Raw genomic sequence first — 25,499 nt, forward strand, 5'->3', positions numbered from 1 at the left:
GAGCGTCTTGCGTTGAGCGTTAAGCGTTAAGCGTTCAAGCCACCACTATCAATACCAGGGCTACGGCGGCGAGCGCCATCCCGACCGCTTGTGTTCGATCGACACGCTCGTGGAGCACCAGTCGGGCGAGGCCCACGGTGGCCGCCGGGTACATGGACATGATCACCGACACCAGGGCAAGCAGCTCGAGACGAACCGCCACCAGGAACATCATGTTGGCCAGCAGGTCGAGCACGCCGGCAGAGACCGTCAGGCTTCCCGAGCGCCCGGTGGCGATCAGGGGGCGGCCCCGTGACAGCGCGACGGTGACCATGAGGAGGAGCGCAGCACCTCGGGCCGACGCCAGCGGCCACATGCCGGAGTCGGCGGCGCTGCGCGACAGGAAGATCCCGAAGAACCCGAACAGCGTCCCCGAGGTGAGTCCGAGCAGCACGGCCCGCATCGGCGTGTCGGCGGCGCGAGTGGCGCGGTTGCCGGCTCCGATGAGAACCACTGCCGGAAGGGCCAGCCCGACACCGATCCAGGCGAGCAGCGACGGACGCTCCCCCACCATCACGCCGAAGACGACCGGGGCCAGGGCACCCATCACGGCGGCGACCGGCGCCGCCACCGCCATCCGCGTCGTGGCGAGGGCGTGGTAGTAGACGACCAGCCCCAGGGACCCGCAGATACCCGCCAGGGCACCCCACACGAGGTCGGCCGGTGTCGCCGATCCGCCGACGAACAACAGCGCCAGAGCAACTCCGGCGAGGCCGATGACGTTGACGCCAACCGTGACGGTGATCGCCGGGGCCCGACGGGTGGCCAGCCCACCGAGGAAGTCGGCGACCCCAAAGGTCAGCGAGGAGAGGGCGGCGAGGAGGAGGGGCATAGGTCAGTTACCCGTTACCCGGTGCCCGGTGCCCGGTGCCCGTCCGAGGTCCTGGAGCCTGGGGCCTGGGGCCTCAGTCCGCCGCATCGGCGAGGCTCTCGGTGAGCGACGGGTGGACCATCAGCGTTTCCACCAGCACGTCCACCCGAATACCCGCCTGGACGGCGAGGGCGAGGATGCCGATCAACTCGGATGCGTGATGACCCACGATGGTCCCGCCGAGGATGACGTGGGTGGCGGGGTCGGACACTACTTTGGCGAAGCCGGTCGGGTTGCCTTGTATCAGCGCCCGGGGGTTGGCGGCAAAGGGCACCTTGGTGATGCGCACCTTGCGCCCTTCGGCGCGCGCATCGACCTCCTTGAGACCGACGGAGGCGATCTCGGGTTCGCTGAAGATCGCCTCTGACACCTTCGAGTAGTCGAGCGGCTTGGTCTGGTCGCCCATCAGATGCCCGGCGATCTTGCGACCCTGCATCGTCGCCACCGATGACAGCGGCATCTGGCCGGTGACGTCCCCGGCGGCGTAGATGTGGGGAACGCTGGTCCGCTGATACTCGTCGACGACGACGACGAAACCTCGCCCGTCGACCTCGATGCCGGCGGTGTCGAGACCCAGCCGTTCGGTATTGGCCTCCGATCCCACCGCCAGCAGCACGTGGCTGCCGACGACCCGGCGCCCGTCCTCGGCGGTGACCACGACCCCGTCGTCGGTACGGCGGGCCGAGTCGGCGCGCGCTCCCTTGAGCAGGACGACGCCGCGGTCGAGGAAGTCCTCCTCGAGCGCCGCGGCGACCTCGGGGTCCCGGTGCGGGAGCACATGGTGACGGCTCACCAGCAGGGTCACCTGCGAGCCCATGCTGGCGAAGATGTGGACGAATTCGACCCCGGTCACCCCGGATCCGATGATCACCATGTGCTCCGGTACTTCGTCGAGGTGATAGGCGTGCCGGGTGGTGAGGATCCGCTCGCCATCGACCTCTGCCCAGTCGGGGACCCGCGGGCGGGATCCCGTGGAAACGAGGGCGAAGTCGAACTCGACGGCCTCCTCGCCGTCCTCAAGAGCAACGGCCAGGTCATGCGCGCCGGTAAACCGGCCGTAGCCGCGGAGGATCCGCACTTCCTGGGCCTCGAGCAGATCGGTGGTCGACGCCGACAGGCGATCGGACAGGGCATCCGCCCTGGTCGACATGGCCTTCATGTCCACCTCCGGATCGCCCACCCCGCCGATACCGAGCCGCACCGCGGAGCGCAGCGAGTCGAGACGCATCGACGACGCCACCATCGCCTTCGAGGGGATGCAGTCCCACAGATGGGCGGCACCACCGACGACCGATGCCTCGACTACGGTCACCTCGGCCCCCCGAGCCGCGGCGATGGTGGCCGCGCTCACGCCCGCCGGACCACCGCCGACGACGACGAACCGCGGTCCCGGAGGGTCACTCATTCGCCGGGACGGTAGCGCCCGAAGACACCTTCGAGAACGCCCGAGACCTCCCCCACCGTCGCACCGAGGGCCAGCGCCTGCTTCATCGGATAGAGCAGATTCGCGGTACCACCCGCAGCCGCCTCGACCTCGGCGAGGGTCGCGTCGAGGGCGGTCCCGTCGCGTGCCGCCCGCCACGACGCCAGTCGCTCCGCCTGTCGAGCCTCCGACTCCGGGTCCATCCCCAGCGTCTCCGGAATGGCGGCGCCTTCGGAGACGAACCGGTTGACCCCGACGACCACGGTCTCCCCCGACTCGACGCGACGGGCATGGGCGTAGGCGGAATCCTCGATCATCCCCTGCACGACACCCGCCTCGATCGCCGCCACCGCACCACCGGCGTCGGCGACGGCGCCCATCACCCGCCGCGCCGCTGCCTCCACCGCATCGGTGAGCGACTCGACGAAATAGGACCCGGCGAGAGGATCTGCCGTGTCGGCCACTCCCGACTCGTGAGCGAGGATCTGCTGGGTGCGCAGGGCGATCAGCGCCGAGTCATCGGTGGGGAGGCCGAGCGCCTCGTCGAAGGCGTTGGTGTGCAGCGACTGGGTGCCACCGAGCACGGCGCCGAGCGCCTGGATGGTGGTGCGCACGATGTTGTTCTCCGGCTGCTGCGCGGTGAGCGTGCTGCCCGCGGTCTGAGTGTGGAAGCGCATCTTGAGGGAGTCGTCGCGCTGCGCACCGAGGCGGCGCATCTCATGAGCCCAGATGCGACGGGCCGCCCGGTACTTCGCCACCTCCTCGAACAGGTGGTTGTGGCCATTCCAGAAGAACGACAGCCGCGGGGCGAAGTCGTCGATGTCGAGGCCGGCGTCGATGGCGGCCTCGACGTACGCCAGGCCGTTCGACAGGGTGAGGCCGACCTCCTGGGCGGCGGTGGCCCCCGCCTCTCGGATGTGATAGCCGCTGATCGAGATCGTGTTCCACGCCGGGAGCTCGGCGGCGCAGTAGGAGAACACGTCGGTCACCAGGCGCATCGACGGCGACGGTGGGTAGATGTAGGTGCCGCGCGCCGCGTACTCCTTGAGGATGTCGTTCTGAAGGGTCCCGCGGATCGCATCTGGAGCGACCCCTTGCTCCTCGGCGACCAGCTGGTAGAGGAGCAGGAGGATGCCGGCGGTGGCATTGATCGTCATCGAGGTGGACACCTCTCCCAGAGGTATGTCGGCGAAGAGCCGGCGCATGTCCTCCAGGGAGTCGATGGCCACCCCCACCCTGCCGACCTCTCCCGCCGCCGGCGGAGCGTCAGAGTCGAGGCCCATCTGGGTGGGGAGGTCGAACGCCACCGACAGCCCTGTCTGGCCGGCATCGAGCAGAGCCCGGAAGCGCTCGTTGGTTGCCTCGGCGGTGCCGAATCCGGCGTACTGGCGCATCGTCCACGCCCGACCCCGATACATCGTGGGGTAGGGGCCACGGGTGAACGGGAAGGCGCCGGGCGCTCCGAGCGCCTCCTCGGCGTCCCATCCCCCGAGGTCTGCCGGTCCGTAGACGGGGTCGATCGGGATGCCGCTCGACGTCTGACGTTCCGGTCCGGAATCCTGGGCCATGGGTACACTCCGTAGTCGGCCGGGATGCTACCCGGGAACCCCTGCCCCACCCTGCGACGTCTCCCCCGGGGCACCCCATGGACAATCCCATCAGAGAAGCCGAACGCCTCGAACGCGAGGGCAAAGGCTTCGTCGCGTCGGCCATCCTCGCCGGGATGGCAGTCGTGGCCGCCACCTGGATGGGCCTGTTCGTGTTCCTCGGCGCCAACGCCGCCCACGGCACCCTCGAAGACCTCCGCGCCCGGTGGATCCCCGAAGTCCGGTCGATGGCGCTCGACCTCCCCGACCTGTCCCGCCTGTCGGAGGTTTACACGGTCGACGGGGTCCTGCTCGGCAAGTTGACCGAGCGCAACAGCCAGCCGGTCGAGTTCGAGGACATCCCGACGCTGGTGCTCGCTGCCGCGCTCTCGGCCGAGGACCGCAACTTCATGACCCACACCGGGGTGGATTACCGCGCCGTGGCTCGTGCCTTCGCGCGCGACATCGGCGGCGGCCCCACCGAGGGCGGGTCAACGATCACGCAACAGGTGGTCAAGCTCAACTTCGTCGGCACCGAGCCCACCCTGCGACGCAAGGTGGCGGAAGCGGTCATCGCCATCGAACTCGAGCGCCGGTACACCAAGGAGCAGATCCTCGAGTACTACCTGAACTCGGTGTTCTTCGGGAACAACGCCTACGGCATCCGCGCCGCCGCCCAGGAGTACTTCGGCAAGGAACTCAGCCAGTTGACCATCGCCGAGGCCGCCGCCTTGATGGTCCCGGTGCGGAACCCCTCGCTGTACGACCTGCGACGCGATAGCACCATCCCGCTGCGGGCGCGCAACGCCGTCATCGACAACATGGTCCTGGATCGATACATCACCGAGGAGGATGGCGAAGCGGCCAAGGACGACCCGATCATGGTCGCCGCTCCCCAGGAGTTCTACGACCCGGCGCCGCAGGTCCTCATCGCCGCCCGCGACACCATCCTCAACGACCCGCGGTACGGCCTGGGGTCGACCTTCCTGCAACGCAAGCGGGCGCTCTTCGGATGCCCGGCGGACGACGCCGAGTGCACCGGCGGCGGCGGACTCCGCGTGTACACCACGGTCGACTTCGGACTCCAGGAGCAGGCACGACGGATCCTCCAGGAGTGGTTCCCGCCGGGTTCGAACGGACCGACCGGAGCGATCGCCATGGTCGACAACCGGACGGGCGCCACGGTCGTCATGGCCTCCGGACTCGACTTCGGTACCGACCTGGAGGCAGGACAACGCCAATACGACCTGGCGACCAAGGGTCGCCGCAACCCGGGGTCGGCCTTCAAGCCCTTCGGTGCGGTGGCGGCGCTGGAGCAGGGGATCACCCTCAACTCGTACTGGAACCAGACCACTCCCCGGGAGCTCGACTTCGGCGGAACGACGCTCTGGCGATGCGCCAACGCCGGGACCAACGACCCGGGGATTCGCTCGCTGGAGAGGGCCCTCATCGCGTCGACCAACACGGTGTTCTGCCAGGTGGCGATCGAAGTGGGCGGCGAGGCGATCGTCGACGCTGCCCGGAGGATGGGCATCCGGAGTCCCCTGCTACCGATCCCGGCCATCGTGCTCGGCGCCCAGGCGGTGAGCCCGCTCGAGATGGCGGCCGCCTTCTCGACGCTCGCCAACCTCGGCGACCGGTACGACAACTACCTGATCGAGCGCATCGAGGACGACGACGGCAACGTCATCTACCAGCACGAGGTGAGCCCGAACCGGGTCATCAGCCCGCCGCTGGCCGCGGCGGTCGTCAACACGCTGGAGCTGGCGATCACCCAGGGCACCGGCGGCAACGCCAACATCGGCCGACCGATGGCCGGTAAGACCGGCACCCACGAGAACTTCACCGACGCCTGGTTCGTGGGGTTCATACCGCAGTACACGACGGCCGTGTGGGTCGGCTTCCCGGACCGGCAGGTCGAAATGCGCAACCTGACCATCCGCGACACCTTCTACGCTCGCGTGTTCGGGAGCACCATCCCGGCTCCGATCTGGCGGCAGTTCATGTCGGTGGTCACCGCCGACCTCCCCGTCGAGGACTTCCCCGAGAACCCGGAGGGAACCGCCGCCTACTACCGGACGATGCGCGTCGCGATCCCGGACGTAGAGGACATGGACCTCGACGAGGCCACCGAGGAGCTGTACGACGCCGGTCTGGACTTCACCGTCACCATCGTCAACTCGGACAAGCCCGCCGACACCGCGGTCGAGACGGACCCGCCGGCAGGACGGCAGATCAACCAGGGCAGCACGATCGAGCTCTTCGTGTCCTCCGGGCTCGCCCCCGAGACGGCCATGCCCGACCTGGTGGGCCGCACCCGCGCGGAGGCGGATCAGATCCTGAACAACCTGCGTCAGGCCACCCAGATCGACTTCACCTGGACCTTCGTCGAGGTCGCCACCGACGATCCCGAGAACGACGATCGAGTCAGTTCGACGAGTCCGTCCTCGAACGGGACGATCACCGAGGGAACCGCGATCCAGGTGTCCGTGTTCGCGATGGAGGGGGGATAGGGCTGGGCCAGCTATTGGCTCTTAGCAATTAGCAATTGGCCAGACCCTTGATCCTGTCTGGCCAAGAGCCAATAGCCAATAGCTAATTGCCGCCCTCTGCTTCCAGCGCCCTTCTCAGCAAGAAGCGGTATTCACTGCGTAGGCGGGGCGAAAGTCGGCGGATCTGCTTCTCGCCGAGATAGGGGATCCGAGGCGGCACCACGATCGTCTCCGCTCTCGTTTCGACCAGGCCCTCGGCGATGAGTGACGAAAGGTTGTACGGCCGGCGGATGAGGCGGCCGGTACGGGCCGCGGTGAGCAACCGCAGCAGATCGGCGACCGCTCCCGCGCCGAGCACGGCCGTCCAGTAGCGCCGCACCGCCGGGTCCGCAGGGTGGTGGCCGGAACCCGGGTCGATCCCGAGACACGGCTCGATCCACGGCCGTTCGGTGGCGGCGAGCCAGCGGACCGCAGCTGCGCCCGGGGCTGGCGCGACTTCCGCGTCGATGGGAGGACGATCATCTCGACGGATGAACCCGGGCGCAACGGCGGTCATGAGAAGTTGATAGCAGTTACGAGCAGTTATATGCAAGAGGTGCGAGGGGGTGCGCGAAAGATACGCTTAACGCTCAACGCTCAACGCAAGAAAGATGGACAGACCGCTCCAGGCGTTGAGCGTGGAGCGTTGAGCGTGGAGCGTTTCTACCCTCACGCGCATGTCCGACCCGATCACTGCCGCCGTCGACGCCCTCGCCGGTTCGACGCGTCTGCTCGTCTTCACCGGCGCCGGCATTTCCACTGAGTCGGGCATTCCGGACTTTCGCGGGCCCGACGGGGTCTGGACCCGCGTCGATCCCGATGAATTCACCATCGATCGCTATCTAGAGAGCCGGGAGACGCGGGTGGCGTCATGGCGACACCGGGACGAGTCGGGTGTCCTCGACGCCATTCCCAACCCGGGGCATGAGGCCCTGGTGCGCCTGTGGGAGTCGGGGAGGATGCTCGGCTGTGTCACCCAGAACATCGATGGGCTCCATCAGGCGGCGGGTCTACCCGACGATGCGGTGGTCCAGCTCCACGGCAATGCCCGGCACACGATCTGCACCGGCTGTCGCCACCGAAGCGACACCACCGACATACTCGCCCGGGTCAAGGCTGGCGATGACGACCCACACTGCGATCGCTGCGGCAGTCCGCTCAAGGTGGACGTCGTGTTCTTCGGCGAGGCGATGCCGGTCGATGCCATGCTTCGGAGCCACGACCTGGCCGAACGGGCGGATGCGGTCCTCGTGATCGGGTCGACCCTCTCCGTGTTCCCCGCTGCTTACATCCCGCTGGCGGTCGTGGACAACGGACATCCGATGGTCATCGTCAACCGGGGAGCCACGGAGTTCGACCACCTGGCGTCGGCGACCGTAGAAGCGGCGGCGGGTGAGGCCCTTCCGGCGATCGTGACCGGGATCGCCGGGCGCTGACTCAGCGAGCTCCGAAGCCCGAAAGCACCGTCCACACCGAGCGGCCCAGCACCTCGAGGTCGAGCCACAACGACAGGTGCTTCACGTAGTACAGGTCGTAGGAGAGCTTCTCCACGGTGTCCGCCTCGCTGTCGGCGTACCCGAAGTTCACCTGTGACCAGCCGGTGATCCCGGGGCGCACCAGGTGCCGGTGACCGTAGAACGGGATGGTCTGGCTGAACTGCTCGACGAAGGGCTGCTGCTCGGGCCGGGGACCGACGAGGCTGAGATCGCCGCGCAGCACGTTCCACAGCTGCGGCAGCTCGTCGATGCGGAATCGCCGCAGCACCTTGCCGACCCGGGTGAGTCGGTGGTCGTCCTGGGCGGCGAACCGGGCGCCACTCCCCCAGTCGTTGCGCATGGTCCGGAACTTGTAGAGCGTGAACGGGTGACCCTCGAGACCGACACGCTCCTGCCGGAAGATCGCCGGACCACGCGACTCGATCCTGATCGCCAGCCAGATGACGATTCCAAGGAGCACGGACAGCGGCGAGGTGGCGAGAACGAGCGCGGTGTCGAGAGCGCGCTTGATCCGAACGTACGACCGATTGCCCGACAGGGGCACGGTCAGCTCCCACCCCTCCCTGAGGTGGATGATCGGGAGCCTGCCGGTGTGCTCCTCGTAGGTACTCACCAGGGACCGCATCGGGTACCCGGCGATGCTCGACGACGACACGAAGCGGGCCATGGAGTCGCTCAACACGGCGCGCAGATCTATGGCGATGGTCGAGCCCGGCTCCAGGGGCTCCTCGGGCGCCTCCGCGCTGGGGTCGAGGACGGCGACGAGGTCGGCGTGGGGAGCGCCGAGGAGGTCCCCGATCAGCGCCTTCTCCGAGGAGATCACCACCATTCGCTCAGCCCAGGGACGCCGACGGCGCAGCCACCGGTGGCCGAGAGCGAGCACTAGCCAGACGGCGGTTGCGGTGAGCACGAAGGCCCGCGACCAGAACGCCCGGGTGAGGACGATGGTGACCGCGGTGGTGCCCAGCATGACCGCCCCGATCGTCAGCGCCCTGCCGTACGACGGTCGCGACGGACCCTCGGCGGCGGGACGGAAAACGAGGAAGGTGCCGAGCAGGGCCCCGAACGCCATCGAGGCGATCATCGTGCCCGAGCCGGGCCGGGCATACCACGGGTACGGCTCACCGAACACGGTGAGCGATGCGATCAACATGGCGACGGCGAGTGCCGACAGGTCGAGGACGATCGCCACCGGGAGTTTGCGACGCGGCATTGCCGACGATGCTACCGGTCGCTCACCCGGAGCCTGGGGCCTCAGGTGCCTCGGCGGTCTGACGGGCCAGTTCGACGAGCGTTCGCACGCCGAAGCCGGTGCCGCCCTTGGTCAGGTAGTGATCGGCCTCGGTGAACGTCCGGGCAGGACCGGCGATGTCGAGGTGGGCCCACGGCGCATCGCCGACGAACTCTTTGAGCAGGAGCGCTGCGGTGATCGCGCCGCCGTAGCGGCCGCCGGTGTTCTTCATGTCGGCGACGTCGGAATCGATGTCCTTGCGGTAGTCGTCAGGGAGGGGCAGCCTCCACACCCGCTCCCCGGCCGCATCGGCGGCTGCAGTAACCCGCTCGACGGCCGCGTCGGTCCCCATGAGACCGGCGATGCGCTCACCGAGGGCGACGATGCAGGCACCGGTCAGGGTCGCCACGTCGACGATCAGATCGGGCGACTCCTCGGCGGCCAGGACGAGGGCGTCGGCGAGGACCAGGCGCCCCTCGGCGTCCGTGTTGAGTACCTCGATCGTCTTACCGTTGCGGATCTGGAGGACGTCCCCGGGTCGGAGCGCCCCGCCCCCCGGCATGTTCTCCGTGAGCGGGGCGAAGGCCACCACCTTCACCGGCAGCTTCAACTCGGCGATCACTCGCATGGCGGCGAAGACCGCCGCGGCACCCGACATGTCGGTCTTCATCCGCTCCATCGCCTCTGCCGGCTTGAGCGACAGTCCCCCGGAGTCGAACACGATGCCCTTGCCCACGAAGACCAGGAAGCCGGCCGCCCCCTCCGGCTCCCAGCGGAGCTCGACGAGGCGGGCAGGGTTGTCGGCTCCCAGGGCCACCCCCTGGAGCCCGCCCAGGCGTTCGGCGGCGATCTCGTCCTCATCGAGGACGCGGACGCCAAGGCCCACCTCCTCGGCCATCCGGGCAGCGGTATCGGCGAGCGCCGCCGGCGGCATGCCGATGGCAGGTTCGTTGACCAGGTCCCTGGCGAACCCGACACCGGCGGCGATCAGGGCGCCAACTCGCGCCGCGGCCAACTGCTCCTCGGACCCGTCGATGAGGATCAGTCGCTCGATGAGCGAGGGCTTCTTCTCGCTCTTGTGCTTGACAAAGGTGTAGGCGCCGAGTGTGAAGCCGAACCCGACCGCCTCGGCCATCCCGGGTGGTGCGTGCAGAGTGGTGGCGACGGTCGCCAACCGCGACAGTGCCTTCGCCGCGCTCCCCGCCGCCCGACGCACCGTCTCGGGATCGACCGGGGCGTCTCCCAGGCCAACGACGACCACCTTGCGAAACGACACTTCGCCGCCTCCGGCCGTGGTGAGGAGCTGCCCCTTCTTCCCGGTGAACTCGGCATCGTCCATGGCCGCCTCCAGCCACGGCAGCCGTCCGATGAGCCAGCGTCCGTCATCGTCGGCGTCCCGACCGGCCCGAACGCCCACGACGAGGGCATCGGCGCTCGCTTCTTCGAGGCTTCCCCCGATCTCCAGGTCCATCATCGCTCCTCGCGACTCGGAATCCACTGACCCTCCGCCGAACGGGCCAGCACGTACAGGTAGTCGGCGAGCCGATTCAGAAAGATCACGGCGACACTGTCGGCCACAACGGCGGTTCGCACATGGCTGATGGTCCGCCTCTCGGCTCGTCGGACGATGGTGCGCGCCAGGTCGATGGCGGCGGCGGCCGGCGATCCCCCGGGGACGACGAACTCCGTGGGCAGTCCGGACGCCGCCTCCACCTCGTCGATGGCGGCTTCGAGATCATCCACCATGCCCTGGGTCACGAGGCTCACGCCCGGTTGGAGTCGTTCTCGCTTTCCCGGCGCGGTGGCCAGCTCGGCAGCGAGCACGAACAGGGACCGCTGGACCTGGAGGATGCGATCGGCGAGCGGCTCGTCGGCGGCGGCGCGGGCGAGTCCGAGGGCTGCCACAGCCTCGTCCACCGTGCCGTAGGCCTCCGGACCGGTGTCGTCCTTGGCGACGCGGCCGCCGTGGAACAGGCCGGTCGAACCGTCGTCGCCCTTTCGGGTGTAGATCTTCATGGCTCCGATACTACGGCCTGGCGCGGCCGCCACCTCACCGGCCACTCAGGCCAATAGACGACCCAGGACCACGGCGCCGGTCGAGGTGAGCACGGCGAGGTAGGACAGGCCAGTCGCTGCCATGACCCCGGCGTAGCCGCGCTCCCCCAACGCGGAATACACCATGACCATGAGCAGGGCCGAGGTGACCCCCAGAACGAGCCACCCCCAGCCGAGAACCATCTGCGTGTCACCCCAGGACGTCGCACCGGCCGCCGCCGAAAAGATCACGTCGGCGCCGATCCCGGCGACACCGGCCAGCGCCATGGCGCGCAGCACCGGCCGCGGCAAGCGGGGATCGACGAGATACCAATGCCCCAGCATCATCTCCGTGGTGATCGCACCGAGGGCGACCGCCCCGGTGACGGCGAGGGCCACGGGACTCCCGGCCTCGACCGAGGCGATCGTGAAGGCGACCGCGCCGAGCCCGCCGAGCGCGACAACGCTCGGGGTATGCCCGGCGAGTAACGCCGCCATGGCGACCACCGCGCATGCCCCGTAGGCCCACCACGAGGATCCCGCCACCGCAGCGAACAATCCGAAGAGCGTGGTGGTGCCGACGGCGAGCCACACGTAGCCGCGCCGCACGATGCGACGCGCGGCGACGGCAGCGAGGCCGGCGCTCAGGCCGGCAGACCACATGGTCAGGATGCCCGCGGGAGTGACCTCCACGGCGGGCGAGAGTAGCCCGGTCGGTCGTCAGAGGGTATGCGAATAGGCCGGACTCCGAAGTCACTTAGGGGCCGATCCGCATACCCTCTCAGTCCAGCTTGGCGGCGACCGTCTCGCGAGCCTCGGCGGCCTTGTCCTTCGCCTTGGAGGTCGCCTTGGAGGTCACCTTGCGAGCGCCCTTCCAGAGGGACTTGGCGCCGCGGCCGATGAGGCGACCCGACTCGGCACCGAAGGTGGCGAGGCCACCGAGCGCCGACTTGGCGAGGTCGGTGTTGCTGCGAAGAGTGGTGGATTTCATGATGGGTCCCTTTCGAGAATCTTGGAAACCCGATGGTACGAGCCGGGCCGGGGTATGAGACATCGCGGCTACCGGCTACCGGCTGCCGGCTGCCCGCTACCGGCTACCGGCTAGCAGCTACCGGCTACCGGCTCTCCAGCCAGGCCGCGATGCGGTCCGCCACGGCCTCCGGGGTGAAGCCCCACTCTTCGGCGAGCCGCTGCCAGGGTGCCGAGGCGCCGAAATGGTCGATGCCGATGATCAGACCGTGGGCACCGACCCATCGTTCCCAGCCAAAGGTGGCGGCGGCCTCGACCGAGACGCGGGGAATCCCGTCGCCGAGAACGTGCTCCCGGTAGCCCGGATCCTGTTCGGCGAACGCCTCCCAGCAGGGCATCGACACCACGCGTAGCGATACTCCCCTCCCGGCGAGCGCCTCCGCCGCCTCGAGTGCCACCCACACCTCGGAACCGGTGGCGAGCACAACGGCGTCCGAGCCATCCCGAACGACGTACGCCCCGCGGGCCACCTGTCCGGCCACCTGCGAGCGATCGAGCACCGGGACGGCCTGGCGAGTCAGGACGATGGCGGTGGGGCCGTCCTCGCGGGCGAGGGCCAGTGCCCAGGCTTCGGCGGTCTCCCCGGCATCGGCGGGTCGCACCACCCACATCCCCGGGATGGCGCGCAGGGAGGCGAGATGTTCGATCGGCTGATGGGTCGGTCCGTCCTCGCCCAGGAAGATCGAATCGTGGGTGTACACGAAGATGCTGGGAGCCTCCATCAGAGCGGCGAGCCGCACGGCCGGTCGCATGTAGTCGCTGAACACCAGGAAGGTCCCGCCGTAGGGGCGCAACCCGCCGTGGATGGCCATCCCATTCAGCGCGGTTCCCATGGCGTGCTCGCGGACACCGAACCGCAGGTTGCGGCCCGCAGGATCGTCCTGGAACTCGCTCGAATCCTTCAAGTAGGTGTTGTTCGACGGCGTCAGGTCGGCGGACCCACCGATCAGGTCCGGGCGCAGAACGGCCAAGGCGTTGAGGGCTTTACCGGACGCCGATCGGGTGGCGACCTGGGCTCCGACCTCGAAACCGAGGTCGGGCGGCTGGACCTCGGGCGGCGCGTGGTAGGCCTCCCACATCCCCCGTCGCTCCGCATCGAGCGCCGCCAACCGCTGCGCCCATTGCCGCCGCGCCGCGCCTCCACGGTCCATTGCGCCGGCGAAGAAGTCACGAGCCTCTGGTGGGACGACGAAGGTCTGGTCGGGGTCCCAACCCATCGCCCGCTTGGTGGCGGCCACCTCGTCGGCGCCGAGCGGTGAGCCGTGCGCCTCGGCGGTGTCCTGCTTGGTCGGGGCCCCGTAGGCGATGTGCGTGCGACAGGCGATGAGCGAGGGCCGATCGTCCCGCTTGGCGGTCTCGATGGCGTCGTGGATGGCTTCGCGATCGTGGCCGTCGACCCTGAGCGCGTGCCATCCGTAAGCCTCGAAACGGGCGAGTACGTCTTCGGTGAAAGCGAGCTCGGTGCTCCCGTCGATGGTGATCGAATTGTCGTCGTACAGCACGACGAGCTTCCCGAGGCGCAGCCGGCCGGCGAGCGACGCCGCTTCAGAGGCGACGCCCTCCATGAGGTCCCCGTCACTGGCGAACACCCACGTTCGATGGTCGACGAGGTCGTCTCCGAGAACGGCCCGCAGGTGCGCCTCGGCGATCGCCATCCCGACCGCGCTCCCGAACCCCTGACCGAGAGGGCCGGTGGTCATCTCGATCCCGAGATGCGGCTCGCGTTCCGGATGCCCGGCCGTCGGGTGACCGAACTGCCGGAAGTTGCGCAGATCGTCGAGGGACAGGGGGAACCCGCTCAAGTGCAGCAGGCCGTAGAGGAGCATCGAACCGTGGCCGTTGGAGAGGACGAAGCGGTCGCGGTCCGGCCACTCGGGGTCGCCGGGGTCGACCAGGAGGTGCCGTCCCCAGACAACGGCGGCGATGTCGGCCATCCCCATCGGCATCCCCGGATGCCCGTTGGCAGCCGCCTCGACCGCATCCATGGCAAGAGTGCGCAGCGTGTCGGCGGCGACCTGTTCGTGATCCATCAGGATGGGAGGGTACAAGCAAGCAGGCAGCAGGCAGCAGGCAGGGCTACTCGACGAGGAGCAGAGAGCGCGGAGATCGGTTGAGTTCGTCGATCCCGTCGGCAGTGCACACCACGATGTCCTCGATCCGCATGCCGAAGGCGCCCGGCTCGTAGATCCCTGGCTCGATCGAGAAGGTCATCCCCTCCTCCAGCGACGCCTCGTTGCCTTCCACCAGGTACGGGTGCTCGTGGACCTCGAGGCCGATCCCGTGCCCGGTGCGATGGATGAAGCGGTCGCCGTATCCAGCGTCGTCGATCATCCGGCGGGCCACCCGGTCCACCTCCTGCGCCGCCACCCCGGGCCGTACCGCCTCTCGGGCTGCGGCCTGGGCTTGCTCGAGCACCGTGTAGGCGGCTGCGAAGTCGACCGACGGCTCGCCCACATGGAGCGTGCGAGTCGTGTCCGAGTGGTAGCCGCGGTAGCGGCCCCCGAAGTCGAGCACGATGGAGTCGCCGGCCTCGATCACCCGGCGCCCGGTCTCGTGATGGGGCGACGCCGCGTTGGGACCCGACGCGACAATGGTGAAGGTGGACACATCGTGCCCCTCGGCGACGACACGCTCGGCGATGTCCCCGGCAACCTCGCGCTCGGAGCGGCCAGCGAAGCGGATGTCGCCCAAAACGGCGACCACCCGATCGGCGGCGGCCCCCGCAGCACCGAGACACTCGATCTCCGCAGGCTCCTTGCGCATCCGCAGACCGGCCATGAACGGGGTCGCCGGAGCGAAACGCGCCGCCCCGAGCTGCTCTTGGAGCGCCAGCAGGAACACGGACCATGTCTGGTCGCCGACCAGCAAGGACGCCCGTGACCCGACCAGCTCTCCAGCGAGCGCCACCGGATCCTCGGTCTCACCCCATGCCCGGACGCGAAACGCCCCCTGCCGATCGTCGACCCGCGGCGCCTCGAGCATGGGCACGAGGAGCGTCGGCTCCCCATCGGACGGGAGCACCAACATGGTGAGGCGCTCCAGCGGCATGGCTTCGTAGCCGATGAGGTAGGGGAGGTCGGCACCGACCGACACCAGGAGGGCATCGACCCCTGCCCGTCGCAGCCGATCCCGCGTGTGTTCAAGGCGGGCGGCGTAGTCGAAGTCGGGGAACATCGGCTCCGGAGCCTACCGGGTGTGCCTCGCCCGTCACCGGAATCGCCATACCAACAGTTACCATGGTGTGTCCCTCAACTTTCCAAATCAAGTCACCGATGAGTCTCGACGTGCACCCTCCCCATCCAAACTATCCCGCCTTCGTCCGCTCTCGGCGCCTCGTGGGCTTCATCGCCGCCCTGACCTGTGTTTCGGTGTGGGTGACCGCCCTCGTCATCCTGTCGATCGGCGAACGGCACCGACGCGATGAGCTCGCTTCCGAGCTCATCGTCATCACTCGATCGATGGCCGAGTACGTGGGGTCGCTGCTCTCCGAGCAACAGGCTCGCGCCGCCGGCATGGCGGCCCTGCCGGGAGTGGCAGAGGCAACGGAGTCGCTCGCCGTCGACGGCGATGCGGGCCACCTCGAGCAGGTGGAGAACGTGCTCTTTGTGGCCAGCCGGTTGGGTGCTTCGCTGGTCGAGTACGTGCTCGTCTCGCCCGACGGACGGCTCCTGGCGAGCAACATCCCCGACGTCATCTGGACCGAGGGGGCGCTCCAATGGGAGGAGGGCATCGAGGTGCTCGTCTTCGAAGCCACCGGGGACCGCATCGGCGAGATCCGCATCCGGGTGTGGGCACCGGTGGCGACCGAAGATAGCGCGGTCGTCGGCTATCTCGGGCTCTCCTCCGACGTCGCCCCGGTCGCCAGGTTCCTGGTGGCGACCCTCGGCACTTCGGCGTCTCGGGAGATCTACCTGTTCGACGGCGATGGGCGGCTGCTCACACCCACCCGCTTCGAAGCCAGCCTCGCCGGGCTCGGTCTCCTCGAACCGGGGGAATCCTCGATCGGCCTTCGGGTCGCCGATCCCGGCCGCGACCTGCGCGACGGCGGGACCGTCGACCCTGACGCACCACTCACCCGGATGGCGGCGAGCGCCACCTCGGGAGAAAACGGCTTCGATGTGAGCGGCTACCGCGACTACCGGGGTGTGACCGTGGTCGGGGCGTGGCAGTGGATCGCCGAACCCGGGATCGGTCTCAGCGCCGAGGTCGACAAGGCCGAGGCGTTCGCCGTCTTCTGGTCGACCCGGCGACTGTGGATGATCGCCGCCGGGGTGCTCACCGCTCTCACCTTGCTGCTCGCCGCCACCTTCCTCGTGACGGCGAGCCGTCTCTCTCGCACCACCAACGCCCTGCGACGCCTCTCGGAGGGTCTGGAGCGGGAGGTGGAGAATCGCACCGAGGAACTCAGCGCTTCCCGGGCCCAACTCCAGGCCGAAGCGGCGGTCAAGGACAACCTGATCGCCGCCGTGTCTCACGAGTTGCGCACGCCACTCTCCGGGGTCATCGGGTTCGCTTTGGTCGCCCTCGAGTCCGACAGGCTCGACGCCCACACCCGTGACCTGTTCGAGACGATCCTCGGCCAGGGGAAGGACATGGCCGATATCGTCGACGACCTGACCGCGATCAGCCGGCTGTCCACCAACACCCTGCGCCTCGACCTGTCGGAGTTCGACCTCCTCGAAGAGGCGACCCGGGTCGTCCACCACTGGGATCCGGCTCAGGGGGGTTGGATCGAAGTATCCGGTTCGTCGGTGACCGCGCTCGGAGATCGAGCCCGCACCCGGCAGGTGATCCGGAATCTGGTCTCCAACGCCCTTCGATACGGGGGTCCGACCATCACCGTGACGGTCGCCGCCGAGGTTGACGGTGCGACCCTCGCCGTGGGCGACGACGGACCGCCGCTCACCCCGGAGGTCGAATCCAACATGTTCGACCCCTACTTCCGCGGGACCTCGGACGGCCCCGCCCCGTCCATGGGCATCGGCCTCGGGCTCAGCCGGAGTCTGGTGGCGGCAATGGACGGCACGCTGACCTTCCGCCGCATCGACGACCGCAACACCTTCATGCTGTCGCTCCCCGCGGCAGTCGCCTCGAGATCGTCCGCCAGTACCCCGGTCGACCACTAGCGTTCGGCCAGCATCACCGCCAGGAGGCGCTCATGTCGGCGCCCGCCACCAGACTCAGAATCGCTGCCGCCACCCTGGCGTTGCTCGTCGTCGCCTGCGGCGATGACGGCGGCACTATCACCACCGTCGGTGAGCTGACCACGACGACCGGGGCCACCGCCAGCACCACCACCGAGGCGACTGCACCACCCGGGCGGTGCGACGACCCGGCCGAGCCGCTCACGCTGGGGATCCCGTACGAGGGCGTGATCGATGCCACCGCCGATCCTTACCCGGCGAACGCCCGGTACTTCTGCGTCGAGGTTCCCGCAGGGGCCAGCACCCTGGTGTTCACCCTCACGGACCTCGAGGCCGACCTCGACCTCTACGTGGGCTTGGGCTCGATCGAAAGCGTCCAGGGCGTCAATACATGGGAGTGGGCGGGACAGGAGTTCGAGAACGCTCCCGAGTACATCGAAATCGTCAATCCGGAGGGTGGCGTGTACTACATCGAAGTCTTCGACTACAACGGGGCCGGATCGACCTACACGGTGATGGCGACCGCCGACTGAGTCAAGGCACCGTTGGTTTCTGTCGATACAGCCGACATGCGCGTCGCGACCGCCGCCATCGTCCTCTCCGTCGGCGACTGATCGGCCTCACTCCCCCCAGCGGTGCTCGATGAGCCAGCGCGCCGTATCGACGTGGTTTTCGAGCACGCGGTCACCGTCGAATGCCCAGGCGATCGTCTGTCCGATGGTCCAGGCGGCGGCCCGGGTCGAGTCCAGGTCGAGGGCGTCCACCAGCCGATCGAACCGTTCCAACACCTCGGCTTCGGAGTGACCCAGTTCGTAGGACCTGACGATGGGTGCCACCGAAAACGCACGATCGCCGACGAGCGGCTTGGGGTCGATCGCCAACCACGGCTCGCGTGTCGCCCGTAGGACGTTGTGCCCGTGGAGGTCCTGGTGGAGCAGCACCGCCGAGGAACCGCCGATGACACCGGTCAGCGCATCGACGGCCGCATCGATGAGGCGACGCTCGACGGAGCGCCGGACGCGCTCCCAGGCGGCGGGGATGTCCTCGATCCATCCCCGGGCCTCCTCGTCGAGCGAACGGAATGGCCCGTCGGCGGCGACCCAGAGGCGAGGCAGCAGTCCGATGAGGACCTCCAGGGCCACCTCCGGTCCGGCGTCGGCGAGGTGATCCCCCGGGTGGCACGGTTCGATGAGCAGCGCGAAGAGATCGGGCTCGTGCCCGAGGAGCCGGACCGCGCCGTCCCCGTCCCACACCCGCAGAGCCTCGGCCTCGTGCTCCGACTCGTCGTGCGGGAACTGGATCTTGAGCATCGCGGGCTCGTCGTGCCTCGTGACCGGCATCACGAGGGACACGTAGGACCCCGGGAACGGGTCGCCCACGATCCGCAGCGACCACCGGTCGACGGCGTCGCCCACGAGTCGAGGAAGCGCGGCTACCCATTCAGGGCCGCCATCGACCGAACGGATGCGCTCGAGGGAGTCGGGTAGGCGGAGGTCCATGGGACGACGCTACCGGCTACCGGCTACCGGCTACCGGCCAGACTCGCTACTCGCTACTCGCTACTCCTCGCCGCCGCTTCCTTGGCGTGGTAGGAGGAGCGGACCAGCGGGCCACTCTCCACGTGCCGCAGGCCGAGGCGTCGGCCCTCGGAGGCGAAGGCGACGAATTCGTCGGGATGGACGTAACGATCGACCCGCCGGTGACGCGCCGTCGGACGCAGGTACTGACCGATCGTGACCACGTCCACCCCGACGGCGCGAAGGTCCGCCAGGGCACCCATCACCTCGTCGGTGGTCTCTCCCATGCCGACGATGAGGCCGGATTTGACCAGGGAGGCGGGACCCAGCCACCGGGCCCGGGCGAGCAGTGCCAGCGACCTGCCGTAGTTGGCCGCGGTACGCACGTCGCGCTGTAGTCGGAGGACGGTCTCGGTGTTGTGGTTGAGGACATCTGGTTCGGCAGCCATCACCGTCTCCAAGGCAGCCCGATCACCCTTGAAGTCCGGGATCAGCACCTCGACGTCGCAGGCGAGGCGGGTCCGGATCTGGCGGATCGACTCGGCAAAGACCTCGGCCCCGCCATCGGGGAGGTCGTCGCGATTCACCGAGGTCAGCACGGCGTGCTCGAGCCGCATCTGGGCGACGGCCTCGGCAACGCGCTTCGGCTCGTCCCGGTCGACCTCACCCGGTCGACCGGTGGCGACGTCACAGAAGCCGCAGGCTCGGGTGCACACGTCACCGAGGAGCATGAAGGTTGCCGTCCCGCTCCCCCAGCACTCATAGATGTTGGGGCACCCGGCCTCTTCGCAGACGGTGTTGAGGTCGAGGCCCTCCACCAGCCGCTTGAGGTCGCGATATCCCGGTCCCAGGTCGAGCTTGACCTTCATCCACTCCGGCTTTTCCGGCTCTCCCGGCAGGCGCCCGCGCACCGTGATCGGCACGGCCTGGCGGCTGCGCGGGGTGAACGTGCCACTGGCGAGGAGCGCGTCGACGTCGAAGGCGGCATCGGCCCTGGCCGTGCCCCTGATGAAGGCAGCCCGCTGGTCGTCGACGAGGTCATGGCCGAAGACCTCGGCGAATCGAGGAATCAGGGCGTCGGCTACCTCTTCGACCGAGATCTCGCCCAGGAGGCGCTGTAGCGAGGTAACCGGTCGGTCCGGGATGCCACAGGGAACGATGTGATCGAACCAGGTCAGATCGGTGGTCACGTTGAGAGCGAACCCGTGGGTGGTGACGCCGCGGGCGGCTCGTACCCCGATGGCGGCCACCTTGCCCTGCGCGGTCCAGACGCCGGTGAATCCGTCCTCCGCCCACGCCTCGACTCCCAGATCGGCGAGTGTGCGGATCAGCACCTCCTGGAGGCGGGCGACATGCCCGGCGACCTCCATGGACGAACCGAGCCGAACGATCGGGTATCCGACCAGCTGGCCCGGACCGTGGAAGGTCACGTCGCCGCCTCGATCCACCCGGAACACGGTTGCGCCGAGGGCCGCGGCTCGGGCGTCGTCGATGAGCACGTTGGCACCGCTGGAGAACCGGCCGACCGTGTAGGTGGGCGGATGCTCGAGCAGCAGCAGGTAGTCGTCGTCGGTGCGGCCGAGCAGCCGCCCCTCGTGGAGCGCTCGCTGGAGATCCCAGGCTTCGTCGTACGGGAGCCGACCCAGCCACCGGGACCGGAGCCGGGTCACACCAACTCCTGCTCCCAGTCCCAGTTCTCGAGGTTCTCCTTGATCCGCCTGAGGAACAGGACCGCCGTGGAGCCGTCGAAGGCCCGATGGTCCCAGGAGAACCCGAGGTACCCGATGTGGTGGATGGCGATGGCGTCGCTGCCGTCACGATCCTGGACCACCACCGGACGCTTGGTGATCGTCTCCGTCGACAGGATCGCCACGTTGGGCACGTTGATGATCGGTGCCGACATGAACGAGCCGAACGGTCCCGGGTTGGTGATGGTGAACGTGCTGCCGCTCACGTCGTCGGGCTCCATCTTCCCCGAACGGGCCTTCTCGGCCACACGCCGCACTTCTCGGGCGAGCCCTTTCAGGCGCAGGCCGTCGGCGCCCCGCACCGTCATCACCACCAGCCCCTCCTGATCCAGGTCGACGCTGAATCCGAGATCGATGCGGCCGTGCATGATGCGCCGCTTGTTCTCGAGATCGAAGGTCGAGTTGACCACCGGATACTCCTCCAGGGCATCGACGGTTGCCCGGGTGATGAACGGGAGGTAGGTGAGCGAGAAGCCCTCCCGCTCCTTGAAGGCGTCACGGTTGCGGCGGCGGACCTGCTCGACGGCCTCGTAGTCGACCTCGACCGACGTCCATACGTGCGCCGTCGACTGCTTGGCACGGATCATGTTCTCGGCGATCCGAACCCGCAGGCGGTCCATCTCCACGACGGTGTCCTCACCGGCGACGGCGGGCGGTGGTGGCGCCGGCTTCGGCGCGGCCGGGGCGGCCTTCGGCTCGGGCGCGGCAGCGGCTGGCGCCGGTGCGGCCTTCGGTTCCTCGGCAGGAGCCGGCTGGGCCTCGCCGCTCTCGATGAACGCCCCTACGTCGCGTCGGGTGACCCGGCCGCCGCTCCCGCTTCCCTCGATTCGGGTCGGGTCGATCCCGTGCTCGGCGGCGAGCCGCCGGACCACCGGCGACAGGAGCGCACCCGATGGGGATGTCCGGGGCTTCGCCTCGGAGGATGCCGGGGCCGTCCTCGGCGGGTCAGCCGCGGGCTCGGGCTCAGACTCGGGCTCAGACTCAGGCTCGGGCTCGGACTCAGGCTCGGGCTCAGGCTCGGGCTCGGGCTCCTTCTTGGCCTCCGGCGCCGGTTCCGGGGTCTCCTGCTCTGCAGCATCCGTTGCTGAGGTCTCGTCGGTCCCAACGGAATCGTCCTCGGCAGGGGCGGCGGACGAAGCGTCGTCACCCGGTGCGGAAGACGACGCCTCGCCGGCATCGCCGATGACGACGAGCGGCGTCCCGACGGCGACGGTGGCTCCTTCTTCGACGAGGATCTCGAGGATCGTTCCCGCCGCCGGTGACGGGACCTCGGTATCCACCTTGTCGGTGGAGATCTCCAGGAGTACCTCGTCCTCGTTGATCGAGTCGCCCACCTGCTTGGCCCACCGGAGGATGGTGCCCTCGGTGACCGTCTCTCCCAACTGTGGCATCGTGACCGTCATAGCCATGGTCTTCGGCCCTCCTACGTGGCTGCGAGTGTGCGAACGGCTCCCACCACATCGTCCACCTGGGGGACGAAGGCGTCTTCGAGGACGGGAGCATACGGAATGTGCGTGTGGGGCGGCGTCACCCGAATGACCGGAGCGTCCAGGTCCCAGAACGCCTCGTCGGCGACCCGGGCCGCCACCTCAGAGGCGACGCTCGAGAACGGGACGTCCTCCTGCACCACCACCAGCCGCGAAGTCTTGGCGATGGAGTCGAAGACGGCTTCCCAGTCGAGGGGGACGATCGATTGCAGGTCGACGATCTCGATCGAAACCCCCTCCCCCTCGAGGATCTCGGCCGCCTCGAGCGAGGTGTGCACCATGGCGCCCCAGGTGACGATGGTGACGTCGTCGCCACTCCGGGCGATGCGGGCAGTGCCCAGGGGGACCTCGTAGTCACCCTGTGGGATCGACTCCTTGACACTGCGATACAGCTTCTTGTGCTCCAGGTAGACGACCGGATTCGGGTCACGGATCGCGGCCAGGAGCAGGCCCTTTGCCGCCGTCGGCGTACTGGGAACCACGATCTTCAATCCGGGATGGTGCGAGAGCATCCCCTCGGGGCTGATCGAATGGTACGGCCCGGCGCGCAGGCCAGCGCCGCTCGGGCCACGAACCACCATCGGCACCGCCGCACCGGCCTTCCAGTGGTACTTGGCGGCCTCGGTGAACAGCTGATCCAAGCCGGGATAGATGAAGTCGGTGTACTGCAGCTCGGTCACTGGCCGCATCCCCTCCAGGGCGGCGCCCACCGATGCCCCGATGATCGCCGACTCGGCGATCGGCGTGTCGATCACCCGCATCGGGCCGTACTTGGCGTGCAGGCCCTTGGTGACCTTGAACGCCCCGCCGAACTCTCCGACGTCCTCCCCGAGGATGAACACCCGCTCGTCGCGTTCCATCTCCTCGTCCAGCGCCTGGGTGATCGCGTCGAGGAAGGTCACCGGCTCACCCGACGGCTCACCCGGCTCGGGTCCGGAGCCGTCGCGGACGGCGAACAAACCGGTCGTCACGTCGTCCGCCGTGGGGTCGTCTTGCTCCTCTGCCCACTCGATGGTCCGCTTGATCTTGGAGGTGATCCGCTCCTCGAGCTCGGCGCGCCGCTGCTCGTCCATCAGGCCACGCCCCTCCAGAAATGCCTCGAACCGCGGCAGCGGGTCCTTGGCCATCCACGCCTCGCGCTCGTCGGGCTTGACGTACTCGGCCGGATCGTGCCCTGCATGACCGAAGTGCCGGAAGGTGACCGCCTCGATGAGTGTCGGCCCCTCGCCGCGCCTCGCCCGGTCGACGGCCTCCTTGGCCGCCGAGTAACACTCGAGGACGTCGTTGCCGTCGACCACGATGCCCGGGATCCCGTAACCGTCCGCCCTGTGGGCGACGAACTCGAGGCCGAACTCGCCCTCGTTGGGCGTGGAATAGGCGTACTGGTTGTTCTGGACGGTGAACACGATCGGCAGCCGCAGCACGGCGGCCATGTTGACCGTCTCGTGCCAGGTGCCGGTCGCCGTCGCGCCCTCACCACAGTTGGCCAGAGCCACCCGGTCCTCCCCCCGCTGTTTGAAGGCCAGGGCACAGCCGGCGGCCACCGGATAGGCATCGGGTAGCGGGGACACCACCATGAGGGTCCCCTTGGACAGCACCCCGAAGTGGGTGTTCCCGTCGCGACCGCCGGTGGGTGCCGACGCCTTGCCATAGAAGTTGAGCAGCGTCTCCTCAAGGGTCACTCCCTTGGTCAGCTGCATCCCGATGTCGCGATGGGTCGAGCCGAGCACGTCGTCGTCGAGCAGGGCAGCGGCGAACCCGACCTGGGCCGCCTCCTGACCCACGCCCGGATACACCGACCCCGGGAGACGCCCGCCCCGATACATCGAGTGCAGGCGGCTCTCGAGCAAACGGGCGGTGAGCATCATCTCGTACATCTCGACCAGACGATCGTCGGACAGCTCGGCGGCGTGGCCCTTGGCCTCGATCGTCGGCACGTCTGAGGCGCTCATGCGTGCAGGCCCCTTCCCGAGGCGGCCATCAACGCCTCGCCGATCGTCTCGGCAAGGGTCGGATGGGCGTGTATGAAGGCGGCCGCCTCCTCGGGGAGCGCTTCCCATCCGATTGAGTACATGAGCTCGTGGATGAGCTCCCCGGCATCGGAGCCCACGATCGTCGCCCCGACCAGGGGACCGTCCTTCTCCACTACCAGGCGCACCGAGCCCTGGGTGACGCCGCGGATCATCGCCCGGGCGATTCCGGCGAACCCCTCCTCGACGACCTCCACCTCCATGCCAGCCTCCCGGGCCTGGGCCTCGGTGAGTCCCACCGAGGCGAGTTCCGGATGGGTGTAGACGACGAGCGGCACGGCGCGATAGTTGACCGGTGCGGACGAGCCCGTGGCGATGTGGGTGACGGCCGCGATCGCCTCGGCAAATCCGGCGTGAGCGAGCTGTGGGGTACCGGCCACGACGTCGCCGACGGCGTACACCCCCTGGACGGAGGTCTCCATGGTTTCCAGGTCCACGGGCACGAACCCGCGGTCGAGCTCGATCCCTGCCTCTTCGAGACCCACACCGGATGTGAGCGGTGCCCGACCGACCGCGACCAGCACGACGTCTACCTCCACCGATTCCGCGCCGTACCGCACGATCACACCGTCGTCGCCCACCTCGGCGGGCTCGACACCGACCCCGGTATGGACCGCCACCCCGCGTTGGGCAAGGGCCCGTTCCAGCTGCTTGGCCGAAGTGGCGTCGGCCCCCGGGAGGATCTGATCCACCACCTCGAAGAGATACACCGTGGACCCGACGTCGGCGAGCAGGCTGGCGAACTCGCAGCCGATCGCGCCGGCACCGATCACGGCGATCCGGCCAGGCTGCTCTGCCCAATCGAGGGCGTGGTCCGAGGTGACGATGCGGGTCCCGTCGATTTCGTAGCCGGGGATGGTGCGCGGGACCGACCCGGTGGCGACGATCACCGTCCGACCTTCGAGGCGACGGCTACCGCCGTCGACGAGCTCGACGTCGACGATGCCCCGCCCGGCGATGCGGCCGGTGCCGGCGACGATCTCCACGTTCCGCTTCTTCAGCAATCCGCCGAGCCCACGGTGGAGCTGATCGACGATCTTGCCCTTGCGTCGTAGCGCCGCCGTCCAGTCGAGGGATGGCGGAGACGCGTCCACCCCGAACTCCCCCGACCCGGCCACCGTGGAGAACACCTCGGCGGTCTGGAGCCAGGCCTTGGCCGGGATGCAGCCACGGTGGAGGCAGGTGCCGCCCACCTCCGCCTTCTCGACCAGGGCCACCGACAGCCCGAAGTTGTGCGCATAAAGGCCAGCCGCGTATCCCCCGGGCCCGCCTCCGATGATGACGACGTCGTACACGGTGGTTGAGGTTACTCCCTGGCGTCGACCACTCCAGA

The 25,499-nt window shown here is 68.6% G+C and carries 20 protein-coding genes; 4 read left to right on the forward strand and 16 right to left on the reverse strand.

Features of this window, described 5'->3' with window-relative positions; genetic code table 11:
• Positions 1–34 precede the first annotated feature (34 nt).
• The 3 genes from WEA29_05830 to WEA29_05840 all read right to left on the reverse strand — a co-directional run bounded on the left by WEA29_05830 (position 35) and on the right by WEA29_05840 (position 3,901).
• A complete protein-coding gene (locus WEA29_05830; GenBank protein MEX2323273.1) occupies positions 35–871 on the reverse strand; it encodes a DMT family transporter in 837 nt (278 codons plus the stop codon).
• Positions 872–944: 73 nt separating this feature from the next.
• Positions 945–2,315 carry an FAD-dependent oxidoreductase gene (locus tag WEA29_05835; protein MEX2323274.1) on the reverse strand — a complete coding sequence of 457 codons (1,371 nt, stop codon included), beginning with the start codon at positions 2,313–2,315 and terminating at the stop codon, positions 945–947.
• On the reverse strand, positions 2,312–3,901 hold the full coding sequence (locus WEA29_05840; protein ID MEX2323275.1) for a methylmalonyl-CoA mutase family protein: 1,590 nt from the start codon (positions 3,899–3,901) through the stop codon (positions 2,312–2,314). Before WEA29_05840 ends, WEA29_05835 begins: the two co-directional genes overlap by 4 nt.
• A 77-nt stretch (positions 3,902–3,978) precedes the next feature.
• Between WEA29_05840 and WEA29_05845 the strand changes: the two genes are divergently transcribed.
• Positions 3,979–6,432: a transglycosylase domain-containing protein gene (locus tag WEA29_05845; GenBank protein MEX2323276.1), complete on the forward strand. Its 2,454-nt coding sequence runs from the start codon at positions 3,979–3,981 to the stop codon at positions 6,430–6,432.
• An 82-nt stretch (positions 6,433–6,514) separates the two neighbouring features.
• On the opposite strand, the gene WEA29_05850 is transcribed toward WEA29_05845, so the two are convergent.
• Positions 6,515–6,967 (reverse strand): hypothetical protein, encoded by a 453-nt coding sequence (locus WEA29_05850; GenBank protein ID MEX2323277.1) that lies wholly within the window; start codon positions 6,965–6,967, stop codon positions 6,515–6,517.
• A 160-nt stretch (positions 6,968–7,127) separates the two neighbouring features.
• Between WEA29_05850 and WEA29_05855 the strand changes: the two genes are divergently transcribed.
• Positions 7,128–7,886 carry a Sir2 family NAD-dependent protein deacetylase gene (locus WEA29_05855; GenBank protein ID MEX2323278.1) on the forward strand — a complete coding sequence of 253 codons (759 nt, stop codon included), beginning with the start codon at positions 7,128–7,130 and terminating at the stop codon, positions 7,884–7,886.
• A 1-nt stretch (position 7,887) separates the two neighbouring features.
• On the opposite strand, the gene WEA29_05860 is transcribed toward WEA29_05855, so the two are convergent.
• The 7 genes from WEA29_05860 to WEA29_05890 form a co-directional block, all read right to left on the reverse strand.
• Positions 7,888–9,159, reverse strand: coding sequence for a sugar transferase (locus WEA29_05860; protein MEX2323279.1), 1,272 nt, complete (start codon positions 9,157–9,159; stop codon positions 7,888–7,890).
• Between the two features lie 22 nt (positions 9,160–9,181).
• Positions 9,182–10,648, reverse strand: coding sequence for a leucyl aminopeptidase (locus WEA29_05865; protein MEX2323280.1), 1,467 nt, complete (start codon positions 10,646–10,648; stop codon positions 9,182–9,184).
• Complete coding sequence (locus WEA29_05870; GenBank protein MEX2323281.1) at positions 10,648–11,193, reverse strand: cob(I)yrinic acid a,c-diamide adenosyltransferase; 546 nt, start codon at positions 11,191–11,193, stop codon at positions 10,648–10,650. The genes WEA29_05865 and WEA29_05870 overlap by 1 nt, the downstream gene beginning before the upstream one ends.
• Positions 11,194–11,238: 45 nt before the next feature.
• Complete coding sequence (locus tag WEA29_05875; GenBank protein ID MEX2323282.1) at positions 11,239–11,904, reverse strand: hypothetical protein; 666 nt, start codon at positions 11,902–11,904, stop codon at positions 11,239–11,241.
• Positions 11,905–11,992: 88 nt separating this feature from the next.
• Complete coding sequence (locus tag WEA29_05880; GenBank protein MEX2323283.1) at positions 11,993–12,202, reverse strand: hypothetical protein; 210 nt, start codon at positions 12,200–12,202, stop codon at positions 11,993–11,995.
• Between the two features lie 124 nt (positions 12,203–12,326).
• The gene (tkt, locus tag WEA29_05885; protein ID MEX2323284.1) at positions 12,327–14,270 is read right to left on the reverse strand and encodes a transketolase; all 1,944 of its coding nucleotides are present in this window, start codon (positions 14,268–14,270) and stop codon (positions 12,327–12,329) included.
• Between the two features lie 46 nt (positions 14,271–14,316).
• Complete coding sequence (locus WEA29_05890) at positions 14,317–15,414, reverse strand: Xaa-Pro peptidase family protein (GenBank protein ID MEX2323285.1); 1,098 nt, start codon at positions 15,412–15,414, stop codon at positions 14,317–14,319.
• Positions 15,415–15,512: 98 nt separating this feature from the next.
• On the opposite strand from WEA29_05890, the gene WEA29_05895 reads away from it, so the two are divergent.
• Together WEA29_05895 and WEA29_05900 are read left to right on the forward strand one after the other, a co-directional pair.
• The gene (locus WEA29_05895) at positions 15,513–17,366 is read left to right on the forward strand and encodes an ATP-binding protein (protein MEX2323286.1); all 1,854 of its coding nucleotides are present in this window, start codon (positions 15,513–15,515) and stop codon (positions 17,364–17,366) included.
• A gap of 32 nt (positions 17,367–17,398) precedes the next feature.
• Positions 17,399–17,917 (forward strand): PPC domain-containing protein, encoded by a 519-nt coding sequence (locus WEA29_05900; protein ID MEX2323287.1) that lies wholly within the window; start codon positions 17,399–17,401, stop codon positions 17,915–17,917.
• Between the two features lie 87 nt (positions 17,918–18,004).
• On the opposite strand, the gene WEA29_05905 is transcribed toward WEA29_05900, so the two are convergent.
• From WEA29_05905 to lpdA, 5 genes are read right to left on the reverse strand one after another with little or no spacing between them, the layout of a single operon-like run.
• Positions 18,005–18,883 (reverse strand): aminoglycoside phosphotransferase family protein, encoded by an 879-nt coding sequence (locus WEA29_05905; protein ID MEX2323288.1) that lies wholly within the window; start codon positions 18,881–18,883, stop codon positions 18,005–18,007.
• Between the two features lie 53 nt (positions 18,884–18,936).
• Positions 18,937–20,571, reverse strand: a complete 1,635-nt coding sequence (gene lipA, locus WEA29_05910; protein MEX2323289.1) for a lipoyl synthase — start codon at positions 20,569–20,571, stop codon at positions 18,937–18,939.
• Entirely contained in the window at positions 20,568–22,058 is a 1,491-nt protein-coding gene (locus tag WEA29_05915; protein MEX2323290.1) for a dihydrolipoamide acetyltransferase family protein, read from the reverse strand. The genes lipA and WEA29_05915 overlap by 4 nt, the downstream gene beginning before the upstream one ends.
• Before the next feature lie 14 nt (positions 22,059–22,072).
• A complete protein-coding gene (locus tag WEA29_05920) occupies positions 22,073–24,088 on the reverse strand; it encodes a dehydrogenase E1 component subunit alpha/beta (protein ID MEX2323291.1) in 2,016 nt (671 codons plus the stop codon).
• Positions 24,085–25,461: a dihydrolipoyl dehydrogenase gene (gene lpdA, locus WEA29_05925; protein MEX2323292.1), complete on the reverse strand. Its 1,377-nt coding sequence runs from the start codon at positions 25,459–25,461 to the stop codon at positions 24,085–24,087. Before lpdA ends, WEA29_05920 begins: the two co-directional genes overlap by 4 nt.
• Between the last annotated feature and the right edge of the window lie 38 nt (positions 25,462–25,499).

The organism is Acidimicrobiia bacterium, assembly GCA_040902765.1.
Taxonomy (GTDB): Bacteria; Actinomycetota; Acidimicrobiia; order Spongiisociales; family UBA11373; genus DATKBG01.